This is a genomic window from Nocardia sp. NPDC020380 (assembly GCF_044386975.1).
Lineage (GTDB): Bacteria > Actinomycetota > Actinomycetes > Mycobacteriales > Mycobacteriaceae > Nocardia.
This window is the reverse complement of record NZ_JBIRVQ010000007.1, coordinates 393,358-417,575: the sequence shown is the minus strand read 5'-3', so window position 1 is coordinate 417,575 and position 24,218 is coordinate 393,358. Positions and strand designations below refer to the sequence as shown.

The window sequence follows — 24,218 nt, the reverse complement described above, 5'->3', positions numbered from 1 at the left end:
AACAGAACTAAATTCTGGTTATGAAGATCCGAGATCGGTTGCTGCTCGCGGCCGAGCGGCAATTCGCCGAGCAGGGCGCCCTCGACGCCACGCTCACCGAGATCCGGACCGCCGCCGGCGCCAGCGTCGGCGCGCTCTATCACCACTTCCCCGACAAGGCCGAGCTGTACCGGCAGGTGTGGGCGCATGCCCTCGCCGACTACCAGCAGCACTTCTGGGCGGCCGTGGGCGACAGCCTCGACGCCGAGGGCGGCGTGCGCGCGGGCGTCACCGAACACCTGCGCTGGGTGACCGAAAACCACTACCGCGCAAAGGTACTCACCTCCGCCCGCCCGCCGGGCCTGCGCGACAGCGACTCCAATCGCGAATTCATGCGCAATGTGGCGCGCTGGTGGCGCACCCACGCCGGCTACGGCGCCGTGCGCGACCTGGACTTCGACCTGCTCTACGCGCTCTGGCTGGGCCCGGCGCAGGTGTACGCGCGCAACTGGCTGGGCGGCGAAATGCGCGCCGCCCCCATCGATATCGCACCCGAACTCGCCGATGCCGCCTGGCAGGTATTGCGCACGCCCCGCCCCGGAACACAGGAGACCGCACCATGACCGCCGACCTCGACTTCGACCTGGCCCGCGAAGTACTCGCGGCACAACCCTTCAGCCGCCTGGTGGGCGCGGAGCTCACCGCCTTCGGCGACGGCCGCGCCATCCTGGAGATTCCGCTGCGTCCCGAGCACGGCCAGCAGTTCGGTTTCGTGCACGGCGGGGTGCTCGCCTACGCGGCCGACAACGTGCTGACCTACGCGGCCGGCACGGTACTCGGCGCGAACGTGCTGACCGGCGGGTTCACCATCACCTACCTGCGCCCGGCCGCCGGTGTGCGATTGCGCGCGGAGGCCACGGTGGTGGGTGCGACCCGCCGCCAAGCCGTGTGCCACTGCGAGGTTTTCGCCGAAACCGAGAGTGGCGAGTCCATCCTCTGCGCGGTCGCGCAGGGCACCGCGCGCAGTGTGGAGCGCTCGCTGGGCGAGAGTGCGGACAGCTCGCTCAGCGCGAGCGCCGGAACCAATTGAGCGGTGAGCGGTACGCGTAGCGGGCCTTCACCGTTCCGGTCTCCACCCGGCCGACCACCCGGATCACCGGTGCGCCCGGAAAGCGCGGCAGCCGAACCTTGTTGGTGACGGTGCCGGTGCCGTGCTCGACGCCCTCGATATCGACGCGCCAGCCGCGCGGCACCACCAGCACGATGGCGCCGGCGTCCGCGTGCACCCGCACGTCGATCTCGCGGCGGGAACAGTAGGCCTGGGTGAAGTCGATCACCAGCTTGCCGGTGAGGCATTCGGCGACAACCTGTTTCGGTACCGTCCAGTCGGCGTCGGTGCGCTTGGTGCCGCTGGCGCAGCGGATCTCCAGCGGCGGCTCCACGGCCGCGGACCGGCTGCGCCGGGCACCGAACATCCGCTCGATATCGTCGATCCGGATGGGCGCGGGGCGCTGCTCCTTGGTACGGGTCACCGAAACTCCTCCCCCGGCAAGTGAAACGATCATGTAAAGAATGCCTGGGAGCTCGAATTATGCCCGACGACAAGGTGTTCGGAACGGCTCGTCTCTAACGGATCGATCACAGGTCGGCACTGCCGAGATTACGGCGGGGCCCAACTCTCGGGGGCTCGCGGCTCCACCTCCCTGCGCCGGGGCAAGCCCCGCCCCTGAAACCCCAGCTGCCGGGCTCATCGTCGCCCGAGGAAGACGGTGGTCACGCCGAGCATGTAGATGTCATCACGCTTCTGCACATAGGTGTCGGCGGATTCGTCCAGGAGGGCATCCAGGGTGGCGCGGTCCGGCGCGTCGAGGAAATCGCTGCCCCGTTCCCGCAGGAAACTCAGCCAGGACGAAACACTCTCCCGCACTTCGGGAATGGCGGGAGCCGGATGATCGGTGAGCACGCTGAAGGAGGTCACCTCGGTGAGGCCCGCCTTGGACAGTGCGGTGTTCCAGCCGTAGGGCATGGGGACGGTGTCCGCGATGTCGGCCCGCATGCGGACGAAGGCTTCATCGCGCCGGGCGAGCAGGCGATCCTGCAGTCCGGGCTGTCCGATGCCGAGATCCCAAGGGAGGCAACGGGTCGGCAGGCCACCCTCGGCGAGCGCCAGGCGGCCGCCGGTGCGCAGCAGTCGTGCCAACCGGTCGGTGCCAGCTTGCTGATCGGGCAGATGATGCACCGACCGCGAGGCCCACACCAGATCGGCTTCCGGCACCGCCGAAACCAATTCATCGGAACCCGCGTCCGCGTGGACGGTTTCGATCGTGACGGAGGTGTTCCCCGCGAGCGCCGCGAGGGTAGTCTCCTTCGCCACCTCGAGCAGCCCCGGCACCGCATCCACGATCACCACGCGCCCGCCGCCGCGGGTGGCGAGCTCGCGCGCGAAGGCCGCGCTCTGCCCGCCGGCGCCCGCACCGATATCGACCACCGTCGGCTGCGCGGCGTCCAGCAGCCCGATCAGCCGCCGCGCGATGTCCGCCTGTGCGGCGGCGCCCATGGCGTCGTCCCGGCGCAGGGTCGCGATCTGCGTGGTCCAGTCGATCCCGTCCTGGGTGTGGCCGTGGTGGTGGCCGTGGTTGCCCTGCGCGTGCGTGTGCTCGTGAGTGTGTGCGCCCATGGTCCCGACGCTATCGGGCCGGGGGCGCACACACCCAGAACTTTTGCTGTTTCGGCAAACTCCTGCGGTCCCGGCGGATGACCGATCAGGCCGCGGCCTGCTCGCTGGTGTCGGCGAACTGGGTGCGGTACAGCTCGGTGTACCGGCCCTCCTGGGCCAGCAGTTCGGCATGGCTGCCGCGTTCCACGATGCGGCCGTGCTCGAGCACCAGGATCTGATCCGCATTGCGGATGGTGGACAGCCGGTGCGCGATGACCAGCGCGGTCCGGCCCTGCAGGGCCTCGGCCAGCGCCTCCTGCACGGCCGCCTCCGAGGTGGAGTCGAGCGAGGCGGTCGCCTCGTCCAGGATCACCACGCGCGGCTGCTTCAAGAGCAGGCGGGCAATGGTGAGCCGCTGCCGTTCCCCACCGGAGAGCCGGTAGCCGCGCTCGCCGACCACGGTGTCCAGGCCGTCCGGCAGCGAGGCGATGAGGTCGCCCAGCCGGGCCCGGCGCAGCGCGTCCCAGAGTTCGTCCTCGGTGGCTTCGGGCCGGGCGAGCAGCAGATTCCCGCGAATGCTGTCGTGGAACAGGTGCCCGTCCTGGGTGACGAGGCCGATGGTGTCCTGGATGGAACGGCCCTTCAATTGCCGCACATCCTTACCGCCGAGCAGCACCGCGCCGGAGTCCACGTCGTAGAGCCGCGAAACCAGCTGCGCGATGGTCGATTTGCCTGCTCCGGAGGAGCCGACCAGCGCCACCAGCTGCCCGGGCTCGGCGCGCAGCGAAACCTGGTGCAGCACTTCCTCACCGCCGCGGGTGTCCAGGGTGGCCACATCCTCCAGCGAGGCCAGCGAGACCTTGTCCGCGGACGGGTAGCCGAAGCTGACCGCGTCCAGTTCCACGGTGATCGGGCCCTCGGGCACCTCGATGGCGTCCGGGGCGTCCTGGATGAGCGGCGTCAGGTCCAGCACCTCGAAGACCCGCTCGAAGCTCACCAGCGCCGACATCACGTCCACCCGGGCGCTGGCCAGCGCGGTGAGCGGCGAGTACAGCCGGGTCAGCAGCAGCGAAAGCGCCACCACCGCACCGGGTTCCAGCTGTCCCTTCAGCGCCAGGTAGCCGCCCAGCCCGTACACCAGCGCCAGCGCCAGCGCCGACACCAGCGTGAGCGCGGTGACGAACACGGTCTGCAGCATGGCGCTGCGCACTCCGATATCGCGCACGCGCCCGGCCCGCAGCGAGAACTCGGTGGACTCCTGCCGCGGACGGCCGAACAGCTTCACCAGGGTGGCGCCGGGCGCGGAGAACCGCTCGGTCATCTGGGTGCTCATGGCCGCGTTGAGGCCCGCGGCCTCGCGCTGGATGCCGGCGATGCGGGTGCCCATGCGCCGCGCGGGCAGCATGAACACCGGCAGCAGCACCAGCGTCAGCAGCGTGATCTGCCAGGACAGTTGCAGCATCACCACCAGGGTGAGGACCAGCGTCACCACATTGGTGACCACGCCGGACAGGGTGGTGCTGAAGGCCCGCTGCGCCCCGATGACGTCATTGTTCAACCGGCTCACCAGTGCGCCGGTCCGGGTGCGCGTGAAGAAGGCGATGGGCATCTTCTGCACATGGTCGAAGACCGCGGTGCGCAGGTCGAAGATGAGCCCCTCGCCGATGCGGGACGACAGCCACCGGATGACCAGGCCCAGCGCCGCGTCCAGCAGCGCGACCCCCGCGATGATCACCGCCAGCACCACCACCGTGCGCGGCGCCGCGTGGCCCACGATGTCGTCCACCACCCGCCCGGCCAGCACCGGCGTGGCCACCGCCAGCAGCGCCGCCCCGACGCTGAACACCAGGAAGGTCACCAGCCGCCGATGATGCGGGCGCGCGAAGGCCAGAATCCGCCGCGCCGTGGCCAGCCGCAGCGGCCGTTGTTCGGTGGGCGCGTTCATCTGCCGGTACAGCTGATTCCACGCCACGGATTCCATACTCATCCCGCTGCTCCTCACCCTGGGAGTCCCATCGAACCCCTCGCCACCGACACTAAGACCTCAACAAAGGTTGAGAGCAAGTCCGTCCGCGCAGGTCCGTAGTTCGCGCAACGCGAACACGCCGCGCGCCGGATCCCTAGGCTGGCGGTGTGACGGGAGCACTGCAGCGGGCGCTGGACGGCCGGATCGCGGGCGAGGTCGACGCCTCGGACCGGCGGCGCGCCGAGTATTCCTCGGATGCCTCCAACTACCGGGTCCTGCCGGCCGCCGTGGTTTTTCCGCGCACGGACGGCGATGTGGCCGAGACGCTCGCCTTCGCGCGGGCCGAGGGGCTGGCGATCACCGCGCGCGGTGGCGGCACCTCGGTGGCGGGCAACGCCGTCGGCCCCGGCCTGGTGCTCGACTTCAGCAGGCATATGAACGCCATTCACGAGGTCGATCCCGAATTACGCACCGCGCGTGTGCAACCCGGTGTGGTGCTGTCGACGCTGCAGCGGGCGGGTGCGCCGCACGGCCTGCGGTTCGGCCCCGATCCTTCGACGCAGAACCGGTGCACGCTGGGCGGGATGATCGGCAACAATGCCTGCGGGCCGCGCGCGGTGGCCTGGGGGCGCACCTCGGATACGGTGCGGGAGTCGCGAATTCTGGACGGCACCGGTGCGGAACGCACCCTCGCCACGGACCCCGCGGCGGTGCCGGGCCTGGCCGAGTTCACCCGCGCGAATCTCGCGGTGATCCGCACCGAGCTGGGCCGTTTCGAACGGCAGGCGTCGGGTTACAGCCTGGAGCACCTGCTCCCGGAGCGTGGTTCGGCCGTGGCGAAGGCGTTCGTGGGTACCGAGGGCACCTGCGGCCTACTGCTCGAGGCCACGGTCGATCTGGTGCCGGTCCCGGCAGCGACGGTGCTGGTCGTGCTCGGCTATCCCGATATGCCCACGGCCGCGGACGATATCGCTTCGATCATGGCCGTGCGGCCCATTGCCGTCGAGGGGATGGATGCCCGCTTGGTCGATGTCGTGCGCAGGCATCGCGGCGGTGTGCCCGAGCTGCCGGCGGGCGGCGGCTGGCTGCTCATCGAGATCGAGGGCGAGACGGCCGGGCAGGCAGTGGAAACCGCTGAGCTGCTGCGAAATACGGCGCATGCCGTGGATTCTCGACTGGTGACGGACCGTGCGGAGGCGCAGTCCCTGTGGGGTATTCGCGCCGACGGTGCGGGCCTGGCCGGTCGTACTCCGGACGGCCGCCCGGCCTGGCCGGGCTGGGAGGACGCCGCGGTGCCGCCCGATCAACTGGGCGCGTACCTGCGCGAGTTCGAGCAGTTGACCCGCGAGCACGGCGTAGACGGCCTGCTCTACGGCCACTTCGGCGACGGCTGCATCCATGTGCGCCTGGATCTCCCGATAGCGGATGCGCCGCAACGCTTCCGGGCCTTCCTGGAGGATGCGGCGCAGCAGGTGGTGAAGTTCGGTGGTTCGCTCTCCGGCGAGCACGGTGACGGCCGGGCCCGTTCGGCACTGTTGCGCTACATGTACTCCGAAGCCGCGCTCGCAGCCTTCGCGGGCTTCAAGGCTCTCTTCGATCCGGACGATGTGTTGAATCCGGGCGTCCTGGTGCATCCTCGCCCGGTCGACGCGGACCTGCGCCTGGCGGGACTGCGCCCGCTCCCGGCCGTGGGCGGCTTCGCTTTCCCCGAGGACGGCGATCTCGCCTCGGCCGTGCACCGGTGCGTCGGTGTCGGCAAGTGCCGCGCCGACAACCACGCCTCCGGCGGTTTCATGTGCCCGTCCTACCAGGCCACCGCCGATGAGAAGGACAGCACCCGCGGCCGGGCCCGCGTCCTGCAAGAGGTGGTGCGCGGCGCCTTGGACTGGCGTTCCGACGCGGTCGCCGAGTCCCTGGATCTCTGCCTGTCCTGCAAGGCATGTCATTCCGACTGCCCTGCCGGGGTGGACATGGCGACCTACAAATCCGAAACTCTGTACCGCCGCTACCGAGGTCGCCTGCGCCCGGTGGATCATTACGCCCTCGGCCGCCTACCGCAATGGCTTGCGGCCGCGACTCGCGCGCCCCGCCTGCTGAATGCTCTCTCAGCCACTGCGCCGCTGCGTCGCGCAGGCTTACGGACCGCCGGTATCGACCCGCGTCGCCCGATTCCGACACTGGCGGACAAGAGTTTCCGCCGCACTTGGCGCGAGCGACGCGAATCTTTGCTCGCGCCGAAGGGCGGGCTCGGGTTCAAGGGCGCTTCCGAGTCCGCGGTGCCGCATGTGCCCGGCGTGACTTCCGCCAGTGCGCCAGTGTCGGCATCGGCGGCGGCCGAGCCTCCGATCCTGCTGTGGATCGACAGCTTCACCGATGCGTTCGATCCGGAGATCGCCTGGGCCGCGGTGCGTCTGCTGGAGGGGCTGGGTCTGACGGTCCGCATTCCGGAGCGCCGGGTCTGCTGTGGTCTGACCTGGATCAGTACCGGTCAGTTGGACGGTGCCCGGAAACGGCTGCGCGCCACCGTCGATGCGCTGGACGAACATGTTCGCGCCGGTGGTGTGGTGGTGGGTCTGGAACCGTCCTGCACGGCCGCCCTGCGCGAGGATCTACCGCGCCTGCTGCCGGCGGATCCGCGTGCCGCGGCGGTGGCGGGTGCGGTGCGCACCCTGTCCGAGTTCCTGGAATCGCGGCCCGGCTGGGTGCCGCCGGATCGCACCGGGCACACCGTCCTGGTGCAGCCGCACTGCCATCAGCATGCCGCGCTGGGCTTCGCGGCGGACCGCCGAATTATCGAGCGCACGGGTGCTTCGGTGATCGAAATCACTGGATGCTGTGGACTTGCTGGGAATTTCGGAATGCAACGCGGTCACTATGAGATTTCCGTCGCGGTGGCCGGGAACGCGCTGCTCCCGGCCGTCCGCGACGCCGCCCCCGAGACGATCCTGCTGGCCGATGGTTTCTCCTGCCGGACCCAGGCCGATCAGTTGAGCGGCCGGAGATTCCGGCACCTGGTGCAGTTTCTCGTGGAGCCGTGAGGGTCAGCTGCCGAACGGCAGGGTGCCCGGCGGAATCTGATAGCCGCTGCTCCCCGCGGAGATGTTGCCCCACACGCCGAGCAGGAAATTGATCAGATTGGTGATCACGAGAAACCTCCTATGGCGAATGCCATCTATTTGCCGAGCATTTGGACCAACGGTGGGAACATCGGCACTTTCGGAGTTCGCGTTAACAGTAGGATGACGCGGTGACCGCAGCACCGATCGTGACCGCCCGCGTGCGCACGGTGCGCTCCGAGCGCCCGATCGACCTGGCCGCCACCATTTCTCCGCTGCGCCGCGGCTTCGGTGATCCGTGTCACCACGAGACTCCCGACGGCGCGCACTGGCACGCCTCCCGGCTGCCCGCCGGCCCGGTGACCTACCGGCTGACGCAGGCCGACCGGAACAGCGTGGCCGCGCAGGCGTGGGGCCCGGGTGCGGAGGAGTTCCTGGAACGCCTGCCGGACATGCTGTGCCTCGACGAGGACCTGGACGATTTCGCGCCCGACCATCCCAAGGTCGCCGAGGCACACCGCCTCAACCCGGGTCTACGTATGCTGCGCACCGGCCTGGTCTGGGAGGCGCTGGTCCCCGCTGTCCTGGAGCAGAAGGTGCACACCCGCACCGCGCACGCCTCATGGCGGAAACTGGTGTGGCGCTACGGAACCCCCGCACCCGGCCCCGCCCCGGCGGGCCTGCGCCTCATGCCCGATGCCGAGACCTGGCGGCACATCCCGTCCTGGGTCTATCACCGCGCCAATGTGGAACCGCAGCGCTCGAAAACGATTGTGCTGGCGGCCCGTATCGCCCCGAAGCTGGAAGAAGCGGCCGGATTGGGTCACGCCGACGCCGCCCACCGGCTGCGCACGGTCCCCGGCATCGGCGTATGGACCGCCGCGGAGATCGCGCAACGCGCCTTCGGCGATGCGGATGCCCTGTCGGTGGGCGATTTCCACCTCGCCTCCATCGTGGGCTGGACCCTGCTGGGCCGCCCCATCGACGATGACGCCATGGTCGACTACCTGGAACCGCTGCGCCCGCACCGCTATCGCGCGGTGCGCCTGCTCGGCCTGGCCGGTTTCGCCCGGAAACCGAAGTTCGGTCCGCGCACCCCGTACACGGATCACAGCCGGATCTGAGCCCGGGGTAGCGGGCTACTGTTGCGCGGCAGCGGCATTCGCCGCATCCTGCGCCTGCTGCAAAGCCTGCGGCACCGGGATACGCCCGAGGTACATCTCCTGGAAGATCGGATCCGCCGCATTCAGCGCGGCCTGGAATCCGGGCCCGCCGCCCGCCGCGATCCGCCGGCCCCGCAGCACATCGAAGAACGGCGACACATCGACACCGCGCGCGGCCCAATAGTCCCGGTACACATGCTGTTCGGAGACGACGGCCGGAATCGTCGACCCGGATTCCCCCAGGTACCGATTCCCCGCCGCACTACCCAGCCATGCCAGCACCCGCCGCACCGCCGCGGGATGCGGTGACGCCGAGTTCCCGGCCACACCGATGGAATTGTTCGCACTCACCCGCCCGGCGGGCCCCTGCGGGATCAACGCCAGCCCCCAATGGAATCCCGCATGCTGCCGCACGGTCGCGAGATTGAAACTGCCGGACTGGAACAACGCCATCTTGCCTTGCAGGAAGGCATTTTTGGCGAAGTCGCCGTTCGTATTGCCGCCGCTGGAGTTCGTGTCGGCCGCCGACGGCGAGAGCTTGTCGGCCACCAGCCGCACGGTGTACCCGAAGGCATCGTGCCCCTGCTCACTGGCGAACACGAACCGCTCGTCCTGCTCGAATTCTCCCCCGGCCGATCCCAGATACGGCAGCGTGATGGATTGGAAGTCATCGGCGGCGTTGTAGGGCCAGGTGGCGACGGCAGCCAGCTTCCGCAATAGGGGTCGGAAGGTATCGGCGGCCTCGACCGGACTCCAGTGCGCCGCATTCACCGCGGCCGGATCCACGCCCGCCGCGTTCAGCAGATCGCGGTTGTAATACACCGCCGTCCCGCCATCCACGAATTGCGGCACCGCCCACAGCTTTCCACCGCGCGTGAACTGCGCGACCGCGAACGGATCCCACGCCTGCGCGGCCGGCGTCCCCAGCGCCGCCCCGATATCCACCAGATGCCCGCTGTCGGCATAGTCCTCGTAGAGGCTGGTCCAGAACAGATCGTCGGCGACTCCGCCCGCCACATCGAGCCGCAGCTTCTGTGCGTAGGAGGCCCACGGCACCACCGTGATCCGCACCTCGATATCCGGATTGGCGCGCTGGAATTCGTCCAGCGAGGCGCGGTATGCCGCCACGAAACTCTGATCCCAGATCCGCAGCCGCACCACGGTCCGCCCGGACCCGCCGCTGTCGTGCCCCAGCCACAGCGCGGCGCCCACCAGCAGTACGGCGGCCAATGCGATCCCGAGCGCCACCCGGGTGGATTCCCTGATCCTCATGAGCCCAGCCTCATTTCAGCCCGGTGACCGCGATGGAGCGCAGCACCTGCCGCTGGAACACCACGAACAACACCACCAGCGGCGCGATGGCGAGCGTGGTGGCGGCCATGACCAGCGTCCACTGCGCGTTGTACTGCGTCTGCAGATCGGCCGTGGCCACGGTGAGCACCTGCCATTTCGGCCCGGAGGCGGCGACCAGCGGCCACATGAAGTTGTTCCACTGCGTCACCACGGTGATGACGGTGAGCGTGGCCAGAATCGGCCGGCTCAACGGCACCACCACGTGCACCAGGATGTCGAGCGTGTTCGCCCCGTCCATACGCGCGGCATCGATCATCTCGCCGGGTATGGCCCGGAAGTACTGGCGCAGCAGGAAGATCGCGTAGGGCGACCCGAACATGAAGGGCAGCACCAGCGCCCAGAAGGTGTTCAGCCAGCCGATTTTCGCGAACATCAGGTACAGCGGGATGAGCGTGACGGCGCTGGGCACCATCATGGTGCCGAGATACACCCAGAACAGCAGGTCGCGTCCGGGGAAGCTGGTGCGCGCGAACGCGTAGGCGGCGAGGATCGATCCGATGAGCTGCCCGCCGGTGATGAACACGGTCATCAGCGCGGTGACCAGCACGGCCCGCCCGAGCCCCTGATCCAGCACGGTCCGGAAGTTGTCCAGGGTGACGGGATGCGGTGGTGTCAGCGCGGATTCGTTCGCGAACTGCCGCGGCGTCTTGAACGCGGTGAACGCGCTCAGCACCAGCGGCGCGACGACCACCAGCGCACCGGCGACGAGCAGCGTGTACGCCGCCCCGGACCGCAGCCGCGTACCGCGGGTCTCAGTATTCATAGCTCGTCCGATTCCGGAAGTACCGATGCTGCGCGAGGGTGATGGCGAACATGATCGCGAACATCACCACCGCCATGACCGCCGCCCGCCCGGGATGCGCGGCCTGGAACGCCTCCGAATAGAGCCGCATGCCAACCACATCCGTGGCATGCCCCGGTCCGCCCTTGGTGAGCGCGTACACGGCGTCGAAGGTCTGGAACACCGTGAGCACGCCGGTGACCAGTACGAAGAAGGTGGTCGGCCGCAGCAGCGGCAGGATCAGCCAGCGCGTCCGCCGCCATCCGGTGGCCCCGTCCAGCGCGCCCGCGTCGAGGATCTCGCGGGGGATGGCCCGGATCCCCGCGACGAAGAACAGCGCCACGTATCCCACGTTCATCCACACGATCACCGCGGCGACGCAGGGCAGGGCCAGTGTGGGTGAACTGAGCCATTCCACCGGCCGCCCGAGCAGCGCCGAGATCGCACCGCCGCTGGGCGCGAAGATCCACTGCCACACCACGCCGACCGCGACCGGCGCGCACATCCACGGCAGCGCGTACATCACCCGCAGCACCGCGCCCCCGTGTCCGCGCCGGGCCAGCAGCGCCGCGATGGCGAACCCGAGCACCGTCTGCACGGGCACCACGAGGGCGGTGAGGGTCAGCGTCACCAGCAGCGAATGCCCGAATTGCCGGTCGCTCAGCACGGATCGCCAGTTGGCGAGTCCGGTGAATTCGATGGGCCCCAGCAGGTTCCAGCTGTGCACGCTGAGCCACAGCACCACCGCGATGGGAGCCAGCAGGAAACAGCCGATGCCGAGGAGGCTGGGCAGCAGCAGGAGGTAGCTGGTGGCACTCGTGGTGCCGCGGGCGGTGGCCTGCCCGCGAACCGTCCGGTTCATGTGCAGCGACGCTACCGGGGCGCTCCCGCGCACCCCGCCACCCCACGCCCGTTTCGCCGGATATCTCCTGTGCGCGCGGGGGTTTCGTTTCACCCGGTGGCCCGCGCTGCCGCATGATAGTTTGTGCCGCGCTTGTTCCGGGCGGACCGGCGAGGCGGGCCCGGACGGGCCCGGATCTCTTTTGGGCGAAGCATTAGGGGACGGCGTCGATGCGAATTCAGCCACGGCAGCAGATCCTCGGAGTGTGGCGGTCGCTGCTGACCGCCTGCTACCGCGGTGAGGAGTGGAGTTGGGGCGGCCGTAACGGCTCCAATTCCATCAGTGATGCCGAACAGCTGTTGTGCCTGCTGTATCCGGCCACCGAGATCGACGGTTTCGGATTGGATCGGCCGGACGATATCGCCGAGGACATCCAGTCCGTGCTGTCCCCGCTGGGCAGTCCCGCGCGCATCGGCGCGACCCTGGTCGGGGTGCTGGAGCAGTACATCGACCGCTACACCGAGGTGGGCAAGTCGGATTCGGGCGTCGAACAAGACATTCCGGTCTTCGCGGCGGGCAGTTACCTGTCCTCCGCGAACTCGCAGGAGCCCACCGCCGAGCAGCGTCGGCTCGATGTCGTCGACTCGTACTCCATGTCCCTGACCCTCTGCCTGGCCGCGCTCAAGTTCCTGCGCGGCTTTCACGGTTTCACGGCCGGGCAGTCCCGCCCAGAGGCGAGGGAACTGAGCGCGCGCATCGAAAGACTGGACGGGCGCATCAATACCCGCCTGACCGCCGCCATGGTCGGGCTGGTGCGCAGTTTCGTGGTCAATACGGTCAAACCCGCATCGCAGGAGGGCAAGGCGATGCTGTCCATGCTGAACCAGACCGGCACCGCGCCGGAGGCGGTGGTGGATTCGGTCGGCCGGCGGCTGGAACGCGTGCGCATCCGCCTGCGCAACGACCTCACTCTGAGCCAGACCCCGGGCGTGGACCTCTACGACGATCGCCTGCTGTTCGAATGCGGCTGGAGCTGGAGCCTGGTCGACCAGGCCGCGCCCATCGGCTTCGTCGACCTGCCCATCGCGAGTCGCCCGGGTTACGCCGTCGCCCGTCCCTACCTGCATTTCACGGTGGTGGCGCTGGACGGCATCAATGACCTGACCTCGGTCCGCACCCGCGAACTGGACCTGCTGGACACCCGGCAGCGCCGCCTGGCCGAGGCGCTGCAATTGCGCTGGGATCTGGCGCAGCGCTATTGGTCCGCGGTCGCGCGCTTCGGTTCCGGCCGCTGGCCGCTGGAGGACATTCCGTGGCGCACCTCCGACGGCGAGGAGTCGGACTACTTCAGCCTCGTCGTCTCCGCGGTGCTCATGCAGGATCTGCTCAATCGCGAGGCCAGCGATGACGACCTGAACCGCGCCGCACCGATTTTCGACGAGCTGGCCCGCCGCGGCCGCATCATCAGCCGCCTCACCGAGGACGATCCGGCGCGCGAGATGCACAGTCCCGGCGTCACCCTCAGCCTGCTCGGCAGCGGCGACGCGGCGTCCGGGCCGAAGCTGGTGTGGACCGTATCCGATTACGCCACGGTGCTTTTGAAGCGCACCCTGCAGGCGGCGCGCCTGTCCCGCACCATGGAGACCCGCGACGATCTGGAGCTGCTGGCCCAGTCCATCATGGATCATCTGGACCGGCGGGCCTTCCGGGAGGGCCCGGTCACCGGCCTGTGGGACGACCCCAGCCGGATTCTGGGCGGTCCCGAAATCCACGAGCCCTCCTGGTATTTCACCGAGCGGGTGGTGGAATGCCTGGTGGCGGCGGCCCGCATGTACCGGGAACCGCCGCTGCGGTCGCCGGATCTGGTGGACCGCGCCATGGAGCTGCTCACCGAGGCCGAGCACCTGCTCAATCGGGAGCTGCTGGAACTGGGCGAGCAGGACCTCTCGTCCAATCGGACGGCCCTGGCCCTGGCGGAGCAGCGGTTGCAGCGCGCCCGTAGGCTCATCGATGAACGTCCCGGCACCGCTTTGAGTCTCGCCTCGCAGGCCCTGCTGGAACTGGACGAACTCGCCTACGCCCGGTTCGACGCCACCAGGAGTGTGTGATCGTGCTCGTGTTCTCCGCCTCGGACAAGGGCGGCACCGGTCGCTCGGTGACCAGCTGCAATATGGCGTACTGGCTGAGCATGACGGGCCTGAAGGTGGCGTATCTGGACTTCGATTTCGGATCGCCCACGGCGGGCGGCACTTTCGAGATCAGCCGGATCGACACCGGTATCGGCGACGGCATCGGCCTGCACTCGTATCTGCTGGGCGACAGCGGATTTCCGGCGCGGGTGAGTGTGCGCTCGGAGACGGACCGGGTGGAGCTGAGCCAGTCCCGGCATCCGTCCGGCCGATTGGTGCTGTTCCCCGGCGATCACAGCGGCTCCGAGTTCACCACGCTGGACGATCCCATGGTGCGCCGCTGCACGGCCCTGTTCGCCACCTGCGAGCAGGAATTCGACGTCACCTTCGTGGATCTGAGCGCGGGCCGCTCGATCGCGCTGGCCCTGGCCTTGAGCGCGACCCGTTCCGCGCAGCTGGCCGAGACCGTCTCGCGCTGGCTGATCTTCCACCGCTGGACCCGGCAGCACATCGTGGCCGGGCACAGCCTGGTGTACGACGAGCACGGTGTGCTCGGCACCGGCGTGGAGTGGGGTCACGACCGCGAACAGCTGCGCAACTCGATACGCTATGTACGCACCGCGGTACCGGAATTGAACGATGCGATGGGCCTGCGTCCGGCCCAGGCGGCCTGGTTGCAGCGTCAGCACGACACGCTGAACCGGGCGGCCATTCGCAATGAGATGGGTTCCACGGTGGTGCTGGGCAGGACTCCGGTGGAACCGGTGCTGCAATGCCGGGAACAGGTGATCCTGGATATCGACGTATCCGCACGGATCGCCAATCCGGAAACCGTCGACGCTTTCCGTCATCTCGCCACCCGGCTCATGAACCGGGCAGTCTGGGAAAGGCTGGAATGACCGCGACCGATTACAGCGAGGCCGGCGAGCGCAACCGGGTGGTGGGACAACCGCTCTCCCATCTGTCGATCGAGGTCGGCCACTTCTACATGGACGATCTCGTCAATGGCGTGGACCGGATCAAGGCGCAGTTGCGCAAGGTCGCGCCGCTGGTGAAATCGCATACCGAGGCCGCCCGTGCGGAATACGGGCCGGGCGCGCGGGTGAGCACCTGTTTCCTGGTGGACGACTACTTCCGGCACGAGACCGATCCGCGCGAGATCCTCACCAAACTGCTCGGCGCCGCCGAGGAGTGCGGGGTGCGCATCGATTACCTGGCCCGCGAGGCGGGGTGCGCCGAGGTGCCGTCGCTGCTGGACGGTGAACCGGTCGGCGCGCCGGTGCGGCTCGCGGAGATGATGGCCGCCCGCATCGTGGCCGAACCGGATCCCGGCGCCACCGGCCGCCGCCCGCCGACCGCGGAATCCGGCTGGCTCTGCAATGGCCGCCGTTCCTCGGAATACGATCCGGGACAGGCCATGCGGATCGCGCGGTACCGGCCGCCGGAGGAGTTCGGCGCGCGCAATCACTCCATTTTCCTGGACGTGCAGTTGTGGAGCCGCGCGCTGGAGGAGGTCGCGGGCGAGCAGGTGGAGACCGTCAAATGGTCCTGCCCGTTCCTGGCGTCGATCTGGCAGTTGTTGCGGCTGGGCATGATTCGCAATGACGGCGCGGTGGTGGCCAAGCCGGAGCCGTGGAGCGGGGAGTGGCCCGCGGACTGGTGGAAGATGCCGGCCGTGGTGCGGTTGAACGAGCGCGCCGCCCCGTTCGCGGCCTATCGCGCCGTCTCGGTGCTGCCGTACAGCTATCTCGGTATCGAGCATGCGGTGCGGGTCATCCTCGATCATCTGCAGCCGGATGACGAAGTGCTGGCCAAGCTGCGGGAACGCGGTGCGGCCGAGCGGATTCCGGTCGCCGTGCCGGATGAGGTGACGCGGCGGCTGGACCATGTCTTCCTCGGGGATGTCTGAGGTGACCGAGCCGCTGGTGCTGCTGGGCGAGGTACGCACCACCCTGTTGCCGTCCTCGGGTGCGCTGGCCGGGCGCGAGGCCTCGGCCCTGCTGTCGCTGCTGCCGGGGCAGCGCGTGCTGTTGCGGGAACGTCCGCTGGCGCTGGCGGTCTCGCCGAGTTCCGCGGTGGGCGTGGACTGTCAGCTCGCCACGGTGTCCAAGTCGGAGAGCCGGGCGGTCGGTACGGTGGCCGCGCACGCGGTTCTGGTCGGCGGCCGGATCGCGCAGAGTTCGGCCGCCACCAAGGTGGTTCGCGCGGCCGATACCAACCGGCGGCCGTGGTCGCACTATCTGACGCAGGTCGGGTCGGTGGAACTGATCCACCGGATCGGCGACGACACCACGGCCGCGGTCGATCTCACCGAGGGCTATCTGGAGGGTTCCACCGCCGGCACCCTCGATCTGGCCTCCATCAGCGACCGCCTGCTCACCCAGGTCCGCATGGACGGGCGCCTGGATCAGCGCCCGCCGGTGCGTACCGCCGCGACCCGGGTGCGCTGGGCCGCGCGGGTGGCGCCGCCGGTGGGCGGGGCGGTGCGCGGGCGCACCCTGTTCGCCTTCCGGCTGGAGGATGAATCCACCCGGTCGGTACGCATCATGGTGCCGACCGTCCGGGATCTCGCTGCCGTGCAACGCTTCTGCGAGGACCTGGCGGTGCACGACTGGCTGCTCACCACGCTCGCCTCCGCCCTGTCGGACGCCTCGCGCAACGAGCCGCATCGCGATACCGCCGAACTCCTCAGCCCACTGCTGGAACAGCTGGTGCACCTGTGGATGCCGGGCGCGCACACCCCGCCGCGCCTGCGCGAACTGTGGACCCGGCTGGAAGCCGATCCCGGCTTCACCAAGCAATGGACGGCGCAGATCGGGCAGCTGCGCGACCGCCTCGCGGTGGCGACGCTGGATGCTCTGCGCAGCGCCAAGATCAGCACCACCGAGTGGTGATCCGATCCACCGGTGCTCAGAGCCGGAACCAGCGCCGCACCAGCAGGGCGAAGAACACGGACATGGTGAACGTGCCGGTGTAGGCCTCCAGCGCGAACACGGCGCGCCCGCCGACCCGCAGGTCCTGGGTGTCCCCGATGCCGAGCGGGTTCAGGTAGTTGGTCATGCCCTGATAGATGGTGACGGCGATCGGCTGATCCGCGCGCAGCGCGACCGCGGCGGTGAAGATGAACAGTTGCAGGCCGATCAGCCAGAGCATGCGGAAGGGTCGATAGCCGTAGCCGCAGATGAGATCCGGCACCAGTCCGCCCGCTCGCTTCCAGGCCGCCGGTTGCGCGAGCCGCCGGGCGCGGGACAGGGCCAGCCCGCACCGATCCTCCGCATCGCTGTCCTCGTCGATGCGGTAGAGACTGCCGGCGCGCCGGAAGGCCAGCGCCGCATGCGCCGGGAGTCCGGCCCGGATGAGCGGTTTACCCAGCCGCTCATAGGTTTCCGCCAACTGCCGATTCTGGGTCCGGCTCAGGCGCAGCGGCCCGCGGAATTCCACCTCCGCCGCCATCAGCGCGGTCAGCAGTTCCGCGGTATCGATGACGGAAACATCTGCGCCGGAAGCGGTCTGCGACAGCACGGGCGTATACAGATTCCCGAAGACCAGGCTGTCCCCCGCGCGCCGGATGCCCGGCGGATCATAGGTGGCCAGCACCGCTTCCACGTGCCGGGTGAGCGTATCCAGCAGCGGTAACTCGCTGGTGTGCCGGCGCTGCCGGTGCGGGAGATCGGCGAAGACCGCGACCTCTTCGGCGTAGGCGTCGGCGTGCCTTTCGATGCGCGTGCTCATGGCCGCCACGAACGGCGAGGAGGGCGCGCTCTTTTCCAGCATGATCAATGGTAAAGCTTGCGCACCAGCACATCTCGTGGCTCATCTGCGCCGAAGTAGTCGTGTTCGTGATCGGTCCACACGAATCCGACCTCCTTGTAGAGATGACGGGCGGCGCGATTGCCCGGCCGTACGGTGACGAAGACCTGATCCACCTGGCTGGTCCGGCAGTGTTCCAGTGCGGTCTCCAGCAGGGCCCGGCCGTAGCCGCGCCCGCGGCAGTGGCCGGCGACGGCGAAGCCGAGGAACCAGGCGCTGCCCTCCGGCCCGATGGCCGTCAGGACATAGCCGCATACTTCGCCGTTGTCCTCGGCGACCATCCAATCCGAGCCGTGTAGCTCGAAGAGCTGGCGCAGCACGAAATATGGATAGGCCAGATGCTCGAACTCCACCACTTCCAGCTTGCGGATGGCGCTCAGGTCGGTCATGGACGCGGCCCGGAAGGCCGGGACCTGCGATTGTTCGAAGGCCAACAACGGTGTTCCCCTTCACCGGCACAACAGCGAGATGGCTCCAGGGTAGGCGTCGGGCCGCATCCGCGATGCGGTTCGCGCCGGGTCCTGGATGCGGTTCGGCCCGCCCGCCGTCTGCCAGAGGGGCGGGCCGAACCGCGCTGCAGCACCGCGGAGGGGCTTGCGTCAGCGCGCCGGAGGTTGGACGCGCGACGCTCGAAAGCGCTGTGCGGCAGCGTTCTTCGAGGCCAGGGGCCTTCCCCGAGAACCCCTGGCCACGTTTCGGAGGTCCATCAGCAGCCAGACCAGGCGGCGTGCCGCGCGATCCCGGCGATCCGGACGAAATGCGTTCTGATCGGGACGATGTGGCCGAGGATCACGGCAGTGCGCGTTCATCGAGCACGCACCGCCCCTCCTCCACGAGGGTCGCCCGTGCCCGCCTCCGCACCCTGCATGTCTCCACGGTGCAATCGAGATGCAATTGCATTGCTGCGTGGGCCTGTTCGACGGTCATGATGACCGGCTCCGTACCGCAGCGCAGCAATCCGGCTACCGGCATGTTCAGGGTGGTGAGTTGCACGGCCGAGACTCCTTGTTCCTACTGGTTCCTGAAGTGCCCGGAGGTTCAGGAAAGGAAAGGGGCCTAGCTACTTCAGCTCCGGGCACATCTCCAGCACACCATGAGCAGACCCCGCGCGGGGGGATTTCGAGAATGAGAACGCAAAATTGCGCGAATTCCCAGCAGCGAATCCGCTTGGGGGAGGACGATTCTCCATAGTGGACGAAGCCCCCGCGACCGACGAACGGAGCGCGCTGTGTCAGATGGTCCTGCTTCATCAACCCTGCCCCGCCGCCAGCTGGGCCGTTACCTGCGCGATTGGCGCATTCAGGCAGGACTAACCATCGCCGAGGCCGCGAAACTCATGGAATGGGGCGCGAGCACGCTGCAGCGCCTGGAGAAGGGCAACGCCGATCGCATCCGCACCATCGACGTCCAGGAGCTGTGCCGCATCTACGGAATCCCCGGCGAAATCGCCGAGGGACTCAAGGGATTGGCGCAGCAGGCGGCCGTCAAGAGCTGGTGGCACTCCTACGGCGATCTCATTCCGGAGAATTTCGACGTCTACGTGGGGCTCGAGGCATCCGCGCAGCAGTTGTCCTGCTACCAATCGGAGTTGGTGCCCGGCCTGCTCCAGATCGCGGATTACGCCAGGGCCCTGAACCGGCTCGGCTATCCGGAAGACGGTGCCGCGGAGCTCGATCGGCGCGTTCAGCTGCGGTTGCAGCGGCAGGCCATGATCACCCGCCGGATGCAGCCGGCGACGGTCGCCATGGTGTTGCACGAGTCGGTATTGCGCCGCTCGGTGGGAGGTGCAAGGGTGATGGCGGCGCAGGTGCGGCAGCTGGCGGACATCAGTACTCGTCCCAATGTCGGCTTGCGTATCCTGCCCTTCGCGGCCGGTGTCCCGCTGGGACTTTCGACCGGCCCGTTCGTGATCCTCGAATTCGGAACCGACGGCAAGGGGCAGCCGGTGGAGCCTCCCGTGGTCTATGTCGAGGGGTTCACCGGCGATCTGTATCTCGAAAGACAGGGCGATGTCCAGCGGTATCGCCGGGCGCTCGAGTGCCTGGAACGCTGCGCGCTGGATGTCCAGGACAGCAGAAACCTGCTGCGGCAGGTGGCGAAGGAGTATTCGGCATGAGCTTGGAGCTTTCCGGGGCACGCTGGTTCAAGAGCAGTCGCAGCGGCGCCGGTAAGGAGTGCGTAGAGGTGGCCTTCCTGTCCGACGGCCGGATCGGCGTGCGGGACAGTAAGAATCCGGACGGTCCGGCACTGGTGTTCGGTGCCGCGGAATGGGATTCGTTCACCGCCGGCCTGGGGAGAGACACCTTCGGGCACTGACGGTTGCCAGGGGTTCACGGGAATTCCCGTGAACCCCTTCGTCACAGGATCGCAACCACTCCGATTGCGACCGCGGCGACCAGCACTCCGATGGCCAGCGCCGACATCAATGCTCCGGTGAGTACGTACACGCCCATCGCCGATACCGCGAAGAGCATCCCGACGATCAGTCGTTCCACCCAATCATCCGGACCCAATTTCCGGTACCGGGGACGGTAATTCTTCAGTCCTCGGTCCACAAAAGGTTGGATACCCATGCTTAGCTGCGGCAAACATGGGTTCGTTGCCGAACGGCGGCTGTTTCGTGATCTAGAAGATCAACGCCGGAACAGCTTGTTGCCGAGCCAGACGATCGGGTCGTACTTGTGATCCACGACCCGTTCCTTCAACGGGATCAGCGCATTGTCGGTGATCTTGATGTGTTCGGGACAAACCTCGGTGCAACATTTGGTGATATTGCAGTAGCCGAGCCCCGCGTCGTCCTGGGCCAACTCCCGGCGATCCGCCACATCCAGTGGGTGCATTTCGAGTTCGGCAATGCGCATCAGATACCGCGGACCGGAGAACGAGACTTTGTTCTCCTCGTGGTCACGCACCACGTGACAAGTGTTCTGACACAGGAAGCATTCGATGCACTTGCGGAATTCCTGCGACCGCTCGACATCCTGCTGCTGCATCCGGTACTCGCCCGGCTTCAGATCCACCGGCGGCGTGAAGGACGGGATCTCCCTGGCCTTCTTGTAGTTGAAGGACACATCCGTGACCAGATCCCGGATCACCGGGAAGGTCCGCATCGGCGTGACCGTCACGACCTCCTCCGGCGTGAACGTGGACATGCGCGTCATGCACAGCAGCCGCGGCCGCCCGTTCACCTCCGCCGAGCACGAACCGCACTTGCCCGCCTTGCAGTTCCAGCGCACCGCCAGATCCGGCGCCTGGGTGGCCTGCAGCCGGTGGATGATGTCGAGCACCACCTCACCCTCGTTCACCGGCACGGTGAAGTCCTGCAGCCCGCCGCCCTCGATATCGCCGCGCCACACCTTGAACTTCGCGTCGTAACCCATGGCTATTCCGCCTTTCCGTCGTGCAGCACCGCGAGATCGGCCGGTGTGTAGTACTTTTCGAGCTCGGCCGGATCGAACAGCCGCAGCAGGTCCTCGCGCATGGGCACCTGGGCCTCCTCGGTCACCGTCACCGACGGCACCGTGAAACCGACCTCGTCCGGATCCACCCGGCAGACCAGGAGCTTGTTGCGCCAGACCGGGTCCATGCCCGGATGGTCGTCGCGGGTGTGGCCGCCGCGACTTTCGGTGCGCAGCAGGGCCGCCTGGGCCACGCATTCACTGATGAGCAGCATGTTGCGCAGATCCAGCGCGAGATGCCAGCCCGGGTTGAACTGCCGGTGGCCTTCGATGGTGACGGTGTCGTACCGGTCGCGCAGTTCCGAGAGATGCTCGATGGCCTGCTTCAGCTCGTGTTCCTTGCGGATGATGCCGACCAGATCGTTCATGGTCTGCTGCAGGTCCATGTGCAGCGTGTACGGATTCTCGCCGGGTGCGTCCTGTGGCGAATCGAACGGCGCCTCCGCCGATTTCGCGGCGGTGGCGACATCCGCGTCGGAGATCTTGGGCCGCGCGGCCAGCTGCTCCACATAGGTGGCCGCGCCCAGGCCCGCGCGCCGGCCGAACACCAGCAGATCGGAGAGCGAGTTGCCGCCGAGCCGGTTCGAGCCGTGCAGGCCGCCCGCGCATTCACCGGCGGCGAAGAGTCCCGGCACCGAGGCGGCCTGGTTGTCCGGGTCGACCTCGATGCCGCCCATGACGTAGTGACAGGTGGGCCCGACTTCCATGGGCTCCTTGGTGATATCCACATCGGCCAGTTCCAGGAACTGGTGATGCATGGACGGCAGCCGCTTCTTGATGGTCTCCGCGGGCAGGCGGGAGGCGATGTCGAGATATACGCCGCCGTGCTCGGTGCCGCGGCCCGCCTTCACCTCTTCGTTGATGGCGCGGGCCACCTCGTCACGGGGCAACAGGTCGGGGGTGCGGCGCGCGGAGTCGTTGTCCTTCAACCACTGATCCGCCTCCTCGATGCTCTCGGCGTACTGGCCCTTGAACACCGGCGGGATGTAGTCGAACATGAACCGCTTGCCCTCGGAGTTCTTGAGCACTCCGCCGTCGCCGCGCACGCCCTCGGTGACGAGGATGCCCTTCACGCTGGGCGGCCAGACCATCCCGGTCGGATGGAACTGCAGGAACTCCATATTGATGAGCGTCGCCCCGGCGCGCAGCGCCAGCGCGTGCCCGTCGCCGGTGTACTCCCACGAATTGGAGGTCACCTTGTACGACTTGCCGACACCACCGGTGGCGATGACGATCGCGGGCGTCTCGAAGAGCACGAAGCGCCCGGTCTCGCGCCAGTACCCGAACGCGCCGGCGATCTTGTCGCCGTCCTTCAGCAGTTCGGTGATGGTGCATTCGGCGAAAACCTTGATGCGCGACTCGTAGTCGCCGGTCGCCGCGAAATCCTCCTGCTGCAGCGACACGATCTTCTGCTGCATGGTGCGGATGATCTCCAGCCCCGTGCGGTCACCCACGTGCGCCAGGCGCGGGTAGGTGTGGCCGCCGAAGTTGCGCTGGCTGATCCGGCCGTCCTTGGTGCGATCGAACAGCGCGCCATAGGTTTCCAGCTCCCAGACCCGGTCCGGAGCTTCCTGGGCGTGCAGTTCGGCCATGCGCCAGTTGTTGAGGAACTTGCCCCCGCGCATGGTGTCCTTGAAATGGACCTGCCAATTGTCCTTGTCATTGGCATTGCCCATGGCGGCCGCGCAGCCACCCTCGGCCATGACGGTGTGCGCCTTGCCGAACAGGGACTTGCACACCACCGCCACCGACAGGCCGTGTTCACGGGCCTCGATGACCGCTCGCAGGCCGGCGCCACCGGCACCGATCACGACGACGTCGTACTTGTGCCGTTCGACTTCAGGCATGGAACCGAATACTCCTGTGGGACAAGTGGAATGGGGTCACCCGATGATCCGGGGATCGTTGATCGCGCCGCTCGAGACCAACATGACGTAGAAGTCGGTCAGCGTGAGCGTGCCCAGCGTGGTCCAGGCCAGCTGCATGTGCCGGGTGTTCAGCTTCGAGACCTGGGTCCAGAACTGGTACCGCACCGGATGCTTCGAGAAGTGCTTGAGCCGTCCGCCGGAGATGTGCCGGCAGGAGTGGCAGGACAGCGTGTACGCCCACAGCAGCAGTGCGTTCGCGGTGATGATGAGGGTCCCGAGGCCGAGACCGAAGCCACCGGGCGAGTGGAACGAGTCGACGGCGTCGATGGTGTTGATCACCGAGATGATGACCGCGACGTAGAAGAAGTAGCGGTGCGCGTTCTGGATGATCAGCGGAAGCCGGGTCTCGCCGGTGTATTTCGCGTGCGGCTCGGCCACCGCGCAGGCCGGCGGCGACATCCATACCGACCGGTAGTAGGCCTTGCGGTAGTAGTAGCAGGTGAGCCGGAAGAGCAGCAGGAACGGCAGCACCAGGAAGCCCAGCGGGATCCACATGGGCAGGTGGCCGAACCACTGCCCGAAGTGACTGGACCCCGAGACGCAGGAGGCGCTCAGGCACGGCGAGTAGAACGGCGTCAGATAGTGGTAGTTGTCGACCCAATATGCCGTTCGCACAAAGGATCTGATGGTCGCGTAGATCACGAACGCGCCCAGTCCGAGCACGGTCGCCGCCGGCGGTACCCACCACCGGTCGGTACGCAGTGTGCGCGCGGCGATAGCGGCGCGGCCTTTACCGAAAACTCCGGTCGTGCCCGATTCAGGTGCCTTGACTGGTGCGGCGCTCACTCTGACTTGCCTCGCTGCCCTACCCCGTGGAACGTCATCGTTACCTCCGGCATCGAATGTGATGGTGAGCACCTTACGACAGCGCAGCTATCGCCGGAGCCGTGTAACGCGATTTCGTGATCCCGTGATTTGCGCCACATTTCCCGGATCCGGGCATGTTTCGCTCCGCCAGTGAATCAAGGGCTATCGACGCCGATGTGGCCCGAAATCGGTTGTCCCGGCCCATGTTTTCGAGGGCAATTAAATTCCATCCGGAACCTATTGATCATGAACTGGGCGCTTGATATGTTGCCCGGGTCACAGTCGTTAGCT

General features: G+C 67.8%; 23 protein-coding genes. 10 read left to right on the top strand and 13 right to left on the bottom strand.

Annotated elements, in window-relative coordinates; all coding sequences use genetic code 11:
• Positions 1–20 precede the first annotated feature (20 nt).
• Together ACH438_RS21535 and ACH438_RS21530 are read left to right on the top strand one after the other, a co-directional pair.
• Positions 21–602 carry a TetR/AcrR family transcriptional regulator gene (locus ACH438_RS21535; protein ID WP_397007815.1) on the top strand — a complete coding sequence of 194 codons (582 nt, stop codon included), beginning with the start codon at positions 21–23 and terminating at the stop codon, positions 600–602.
• Complete coding sequence (locus ACH438_RS21530) at positions 599–1,069, top strand: PaaI family thioesterase (protein WP_397007813.1); 471 nt, start codon at positions 599–601, stop codon at positions 1,067–1,069. The genes ACH438_RS21535 and ACH438_RS21530 overlap by 4 nt, the downstream gene beginning before the upstream one ends.
• On the opposite strand, the gene ACH438_RS21525 is transcribed toward ACH438_RS21530, so the two are convergent.
• From ACH438_RS21525 to ACH438_RS21515, 3 genes are all read right to left on the bottom strand, one after another.
• Positions 1,044–1,511 (bottom strand): hypothetical protein, encoded by a 468-nt coding sequence (locus tag ACH438_RS21525; protein ID WP_397007811.1) that lies wholly within the window; start codon positions 1,509–1,511, stop codon positions 1,044–1,046. The two genes, ACH438_RS21530 and ACH438_RS21525, sit on opposite strands and share 26 nt — an antisense overlap.
• Before the next feature lie 215 nt (positions 1,512–1,726).
• A complete protein-coding gene (locus tag ACH438_RS21520) occupies positions 1,727–2,656 on the bottom strand; it encodes a class I SAM-dependent methyltransferase (RefSeq protein ID WP_397007809.1) in 930 nt (309 codons plus the stop codon).
• A gap of 85 nt (positions 2,657–2,741) precedes the next feature.
• Positions 2,742–4,622, bottom strand: a complete 1,881-nt coding sequence (locus ACH438_RS21515; RefSeq protein ID WP_397007807.1) for an ABC transporter ATP-binding protein — start codon at positions 4,620–4,622, stop codon at positions 2,742–2,744.
• A 146-nt stretch (positions 4,623–4,768) separates the two neighbouring features.
• On the opposite strand from ACH438_RS21515, the gene ACH438_RS21510 reads away from it, so the two are divergent.
• The gene (locus ACH438_RS21510) at positions 4,769–7,639 is read left to right on the top strand and encodes an FAD-binding and (Fe-S)-binding domain-containing protein (protein WP_397007805.1); all 2,871 of its coding nucleotides are present in this window, start codon (positions 4,769–4,771) and stop codon (positions 7,637–7,639) included.
• A 209-nt stretch (positions 7,640–7,848) separates the two neighbouring features.
• Positions 7,849–8,781, top strand: coding sequence for a DNA-3-methyladenine glycosylase family protein (locus tag ACH438_RS21505; protein ID WP_397007803.1), 933 nt, complete (start codon positions 7,849–7,851; stop codon positions 8,779–8,781).
• A gap of 15 nt (positions 8,782–8,796) precedes the next feature.
• Here the strand turns inward: ACH438_RS21505 and ACH438_RS21500 are convergent, their stop codons facing one another.
• The 3 genes from ACH438_RS21500 to ACH438_RS21490 are packed head-to-tail and all read right to left on the bottom strand — an operon-like array spanning position 8,797 to position 11,816.
• Positions 8,797–10,086: an extracellular solute-binding protein gene (locus tag ACH438_RS21500; protein WP_397008230.1), complete on the bottom strand. Its 1,290-nt coding sequence runs from the start codon at positions 10,084–10,086 to the stop codon at positions 8,797–8,799.
• A gap of 16 nt (positions 10,087–10,102) precedes the next feature.
• Positions 10,103–10,936: a carbohydrate ABC transporter permease gene (locus ACH438_RS21495; protein WP_397007801.1), complete on the bottom strand. Its 834-nt coding sequence runs from the start codon at positions 10,934–10,936 to the stop codon at positions 10,103–10,105.
• Positions 10,926–11,816, bottom strand: coding sequence for a carbohydrate ABC transporter permease (locus ACH438_RS21490; RefSeq protein ID WP_397007799.1), 891 nt, complete (start codon positions 11,814–11,816; stop codon positions 10,926–10,928). The genes ACH438_RS21495 and ACH438_RS21490 overlap by 11 nt, the downstream gene beginning before the upstream one ends.
• A gap of 209 nt (positions 11,817–12,025) precedes the next feature.
• Between ACH438_RS21490 and ACH438_RS21485 the strand changes: the two genes are divergently transcribed.
• Genes ACH438_RS21485 through ACH438_RS21470 form a run of 4 tightly spaced genes read left to right on the top strand, consistent with a single transcriptional unit; the run spans position 12,026 to position 16,818 of the window.
• Complete coding sequence (locus ACH438_RS21485) at positions 12,026–13,903, top strand: SCO2524 family protein (RefSeq protein ID WP_397007797.1); 1,878 nt, start codon at positions 12,026–12,028, stop codon at positions 13,901–13,903.
• Positions 13,900–14,823: an SCO2523 family variant P-loop protein gene (locus tag ACH438_RS21480; RefSeq protein ID WP_397007795.1), complete on the top strand. Its 924-nt coding sequence runs from the start codon at positions 13,900–13,902 to the stop codon at positions 14,821–14,823. The genes ACH438_RS21485 and ACH438_RS21480 overlap by 4 nt, the downstream gene beginning before the upstream one ends.
• The gene (locus ACH438_RS21475) at positions 14,820–15,833 is read left to right on the top strand and encodes an SCO2522 family protein (protein WP_397007793.1); all 1,014 of its coding nucleotides are present in this window, start codon (positions 14,820–14,822) and stop codon (positions 15,831–15,833) included. The genes ACH438_RS21480 and ACH438_RS21475 overlap by 4 nt, the downstream gene beginning before the upstream one ends.
• Positions 15,826–16,818, top strand: a complete 993-nt coding sequence (locus tag ACH438_RS21470; protein ID WP_397007791.1) for an SCO2521 family protein — start codon at positions 15,826–15,828, stop codon at positions 16,816–16,818. Before ACH438_RS21475 ends, ACH438_RS21470 begins: the two co-directional genes overlap by 8 nt.
• A 16-nt stretch (positions 16,819–16,834) precedes the next feature.
• On the opposite strand, the gene ACH438_RS21465 is transcribed toward ACH438_RS21470, so the two are convergent.
• The 3 genes from ACH438_RS21465 to ACH438_RS21455 form a co-directional block, all read right to left on the bottom strand.
• A complete protein-coding gene (locus ACH438_RS21465) occupies positions 16,835–17,698 on the bottom strand; it encodes a hypothetical protein (protein WP_397007789.1) in 864 nt (287 codons plus the stop codon).
• 2 nt (positions 17,699–17,700) lie between these two features.
• Positions 17,701–18,171 carry a GNAT family N-acetyltransferase gene (locus tag ACH438_RS21460; protein ID WP_397007787.1) on the bottom strand — a complete coding sequence of 157 codons (471 nt, stop codon included), beginning with the start codon at positions 18,169–18,171 and terminating at the stop codon, positions 17,701–17,703.
• Positions 18,172–18,523: 352 nt separating this feature from the next.
• A complete protein-coding gene (locus ACH438_RS21455; protein ID WP_397007785.1) occupies positions 18,524–18,727 on the bottom strand; it encodes a hypothetical protein in 204 nt (67 codons plus the stop codon).
• A 235-nt stretch (positions 18,728–18,962) separates the two neighbouring features.
• On the opposite strand from ACH438_RS21455, the gene ACH438_RS21450 reads away from it, so the two are divergent.
• Both ACH438_RS21450 and ACH438_RS21445 read left to right on the top strand, forming a co-directional pair.
• Positions 18,963–19,850, top strand: a complete 888-nt coding sequence (locus ACH438_RS21450) for a helix-turn-helix domain-containing protein (protein ID WP_397007783.1) — start codon at positions 18,963–18,965, stop codon at positions 19,848–19,850.
• Positions 19,847–20,050 (top strand): DUF397 domain-containing protein, encoded by a 204-nt coding sequence (locus tag ACH438_RS21445; RefSeq protein WP_397007781.1) that lies wholly within the window; start codon positions 19,847–19,849, stop codon positions 20,048–20,050. Before ACH438_RS21450 ends, ACH438_RS21445 begins: the two co-directional genes overlap by 4 nt.
• 41 nt (positions 20,051–20,091) lie before the next feature.
• Here ACH438_RS21445 and ACH438_RS21440 read toward each other — a convergent pair whose 3' ends face one another.
• The 4 genes from ACH438_RS21440 to ACH438_RS21425 form a co-directional block, all read right to left on the bottom strand.
• Positions 20,092–20,229 (bottom strand): hypothetical protein, encoded by a 138-nt coding sequence (locus ACH438_RS21440; RefSeq protein ID WP_397007779.1) that lies wholly within the window; start codon positions 20,227–20,229, stop codon positions 20,092–20,094.
• A gap of 138 nt (positions 20,230–20,367) precedes the next feature.
• Positions 20,368–21,114: a succinate dehydrogenase/fumarate reductase iron-sulfur subunit gene (locus ACH438_RS21435; protein ID WP_397007777.1), complete on the bottom strand. Its 747-nt coding sequence runs from the start codon at positions 21,112–21,114 to the stop codon at positions 20,368–20,370.
• 2 nt (positions 21,115–21,116) lie between these two features.
• On the bottom strand, positions 21,117–23,039 hold the full coding sequence (locus tag ACH438_RS21430; protein ID WP_397007775.1) for a fumarate reductase/succinate dehydrogenase flavoprotein subunit: 1,923 nt from the start codon (positions 23,037–23,039) through the stop codon (positions 21,117–21,119).
• 36 nt (positions 23,040–23,075) lie between these two features.
• Positions 23,076–23,906, bottom strand: a complete 831-nt coding sequence (locus ACH438_RS21425) for a hypothetical protein (protein WP_397007773.1) — start codon at positions 23,904–23,906, stop codon at positions 23,076–23,078.
• Positions 23,907–24,218 lie beyond the last annotated feature (312 nt).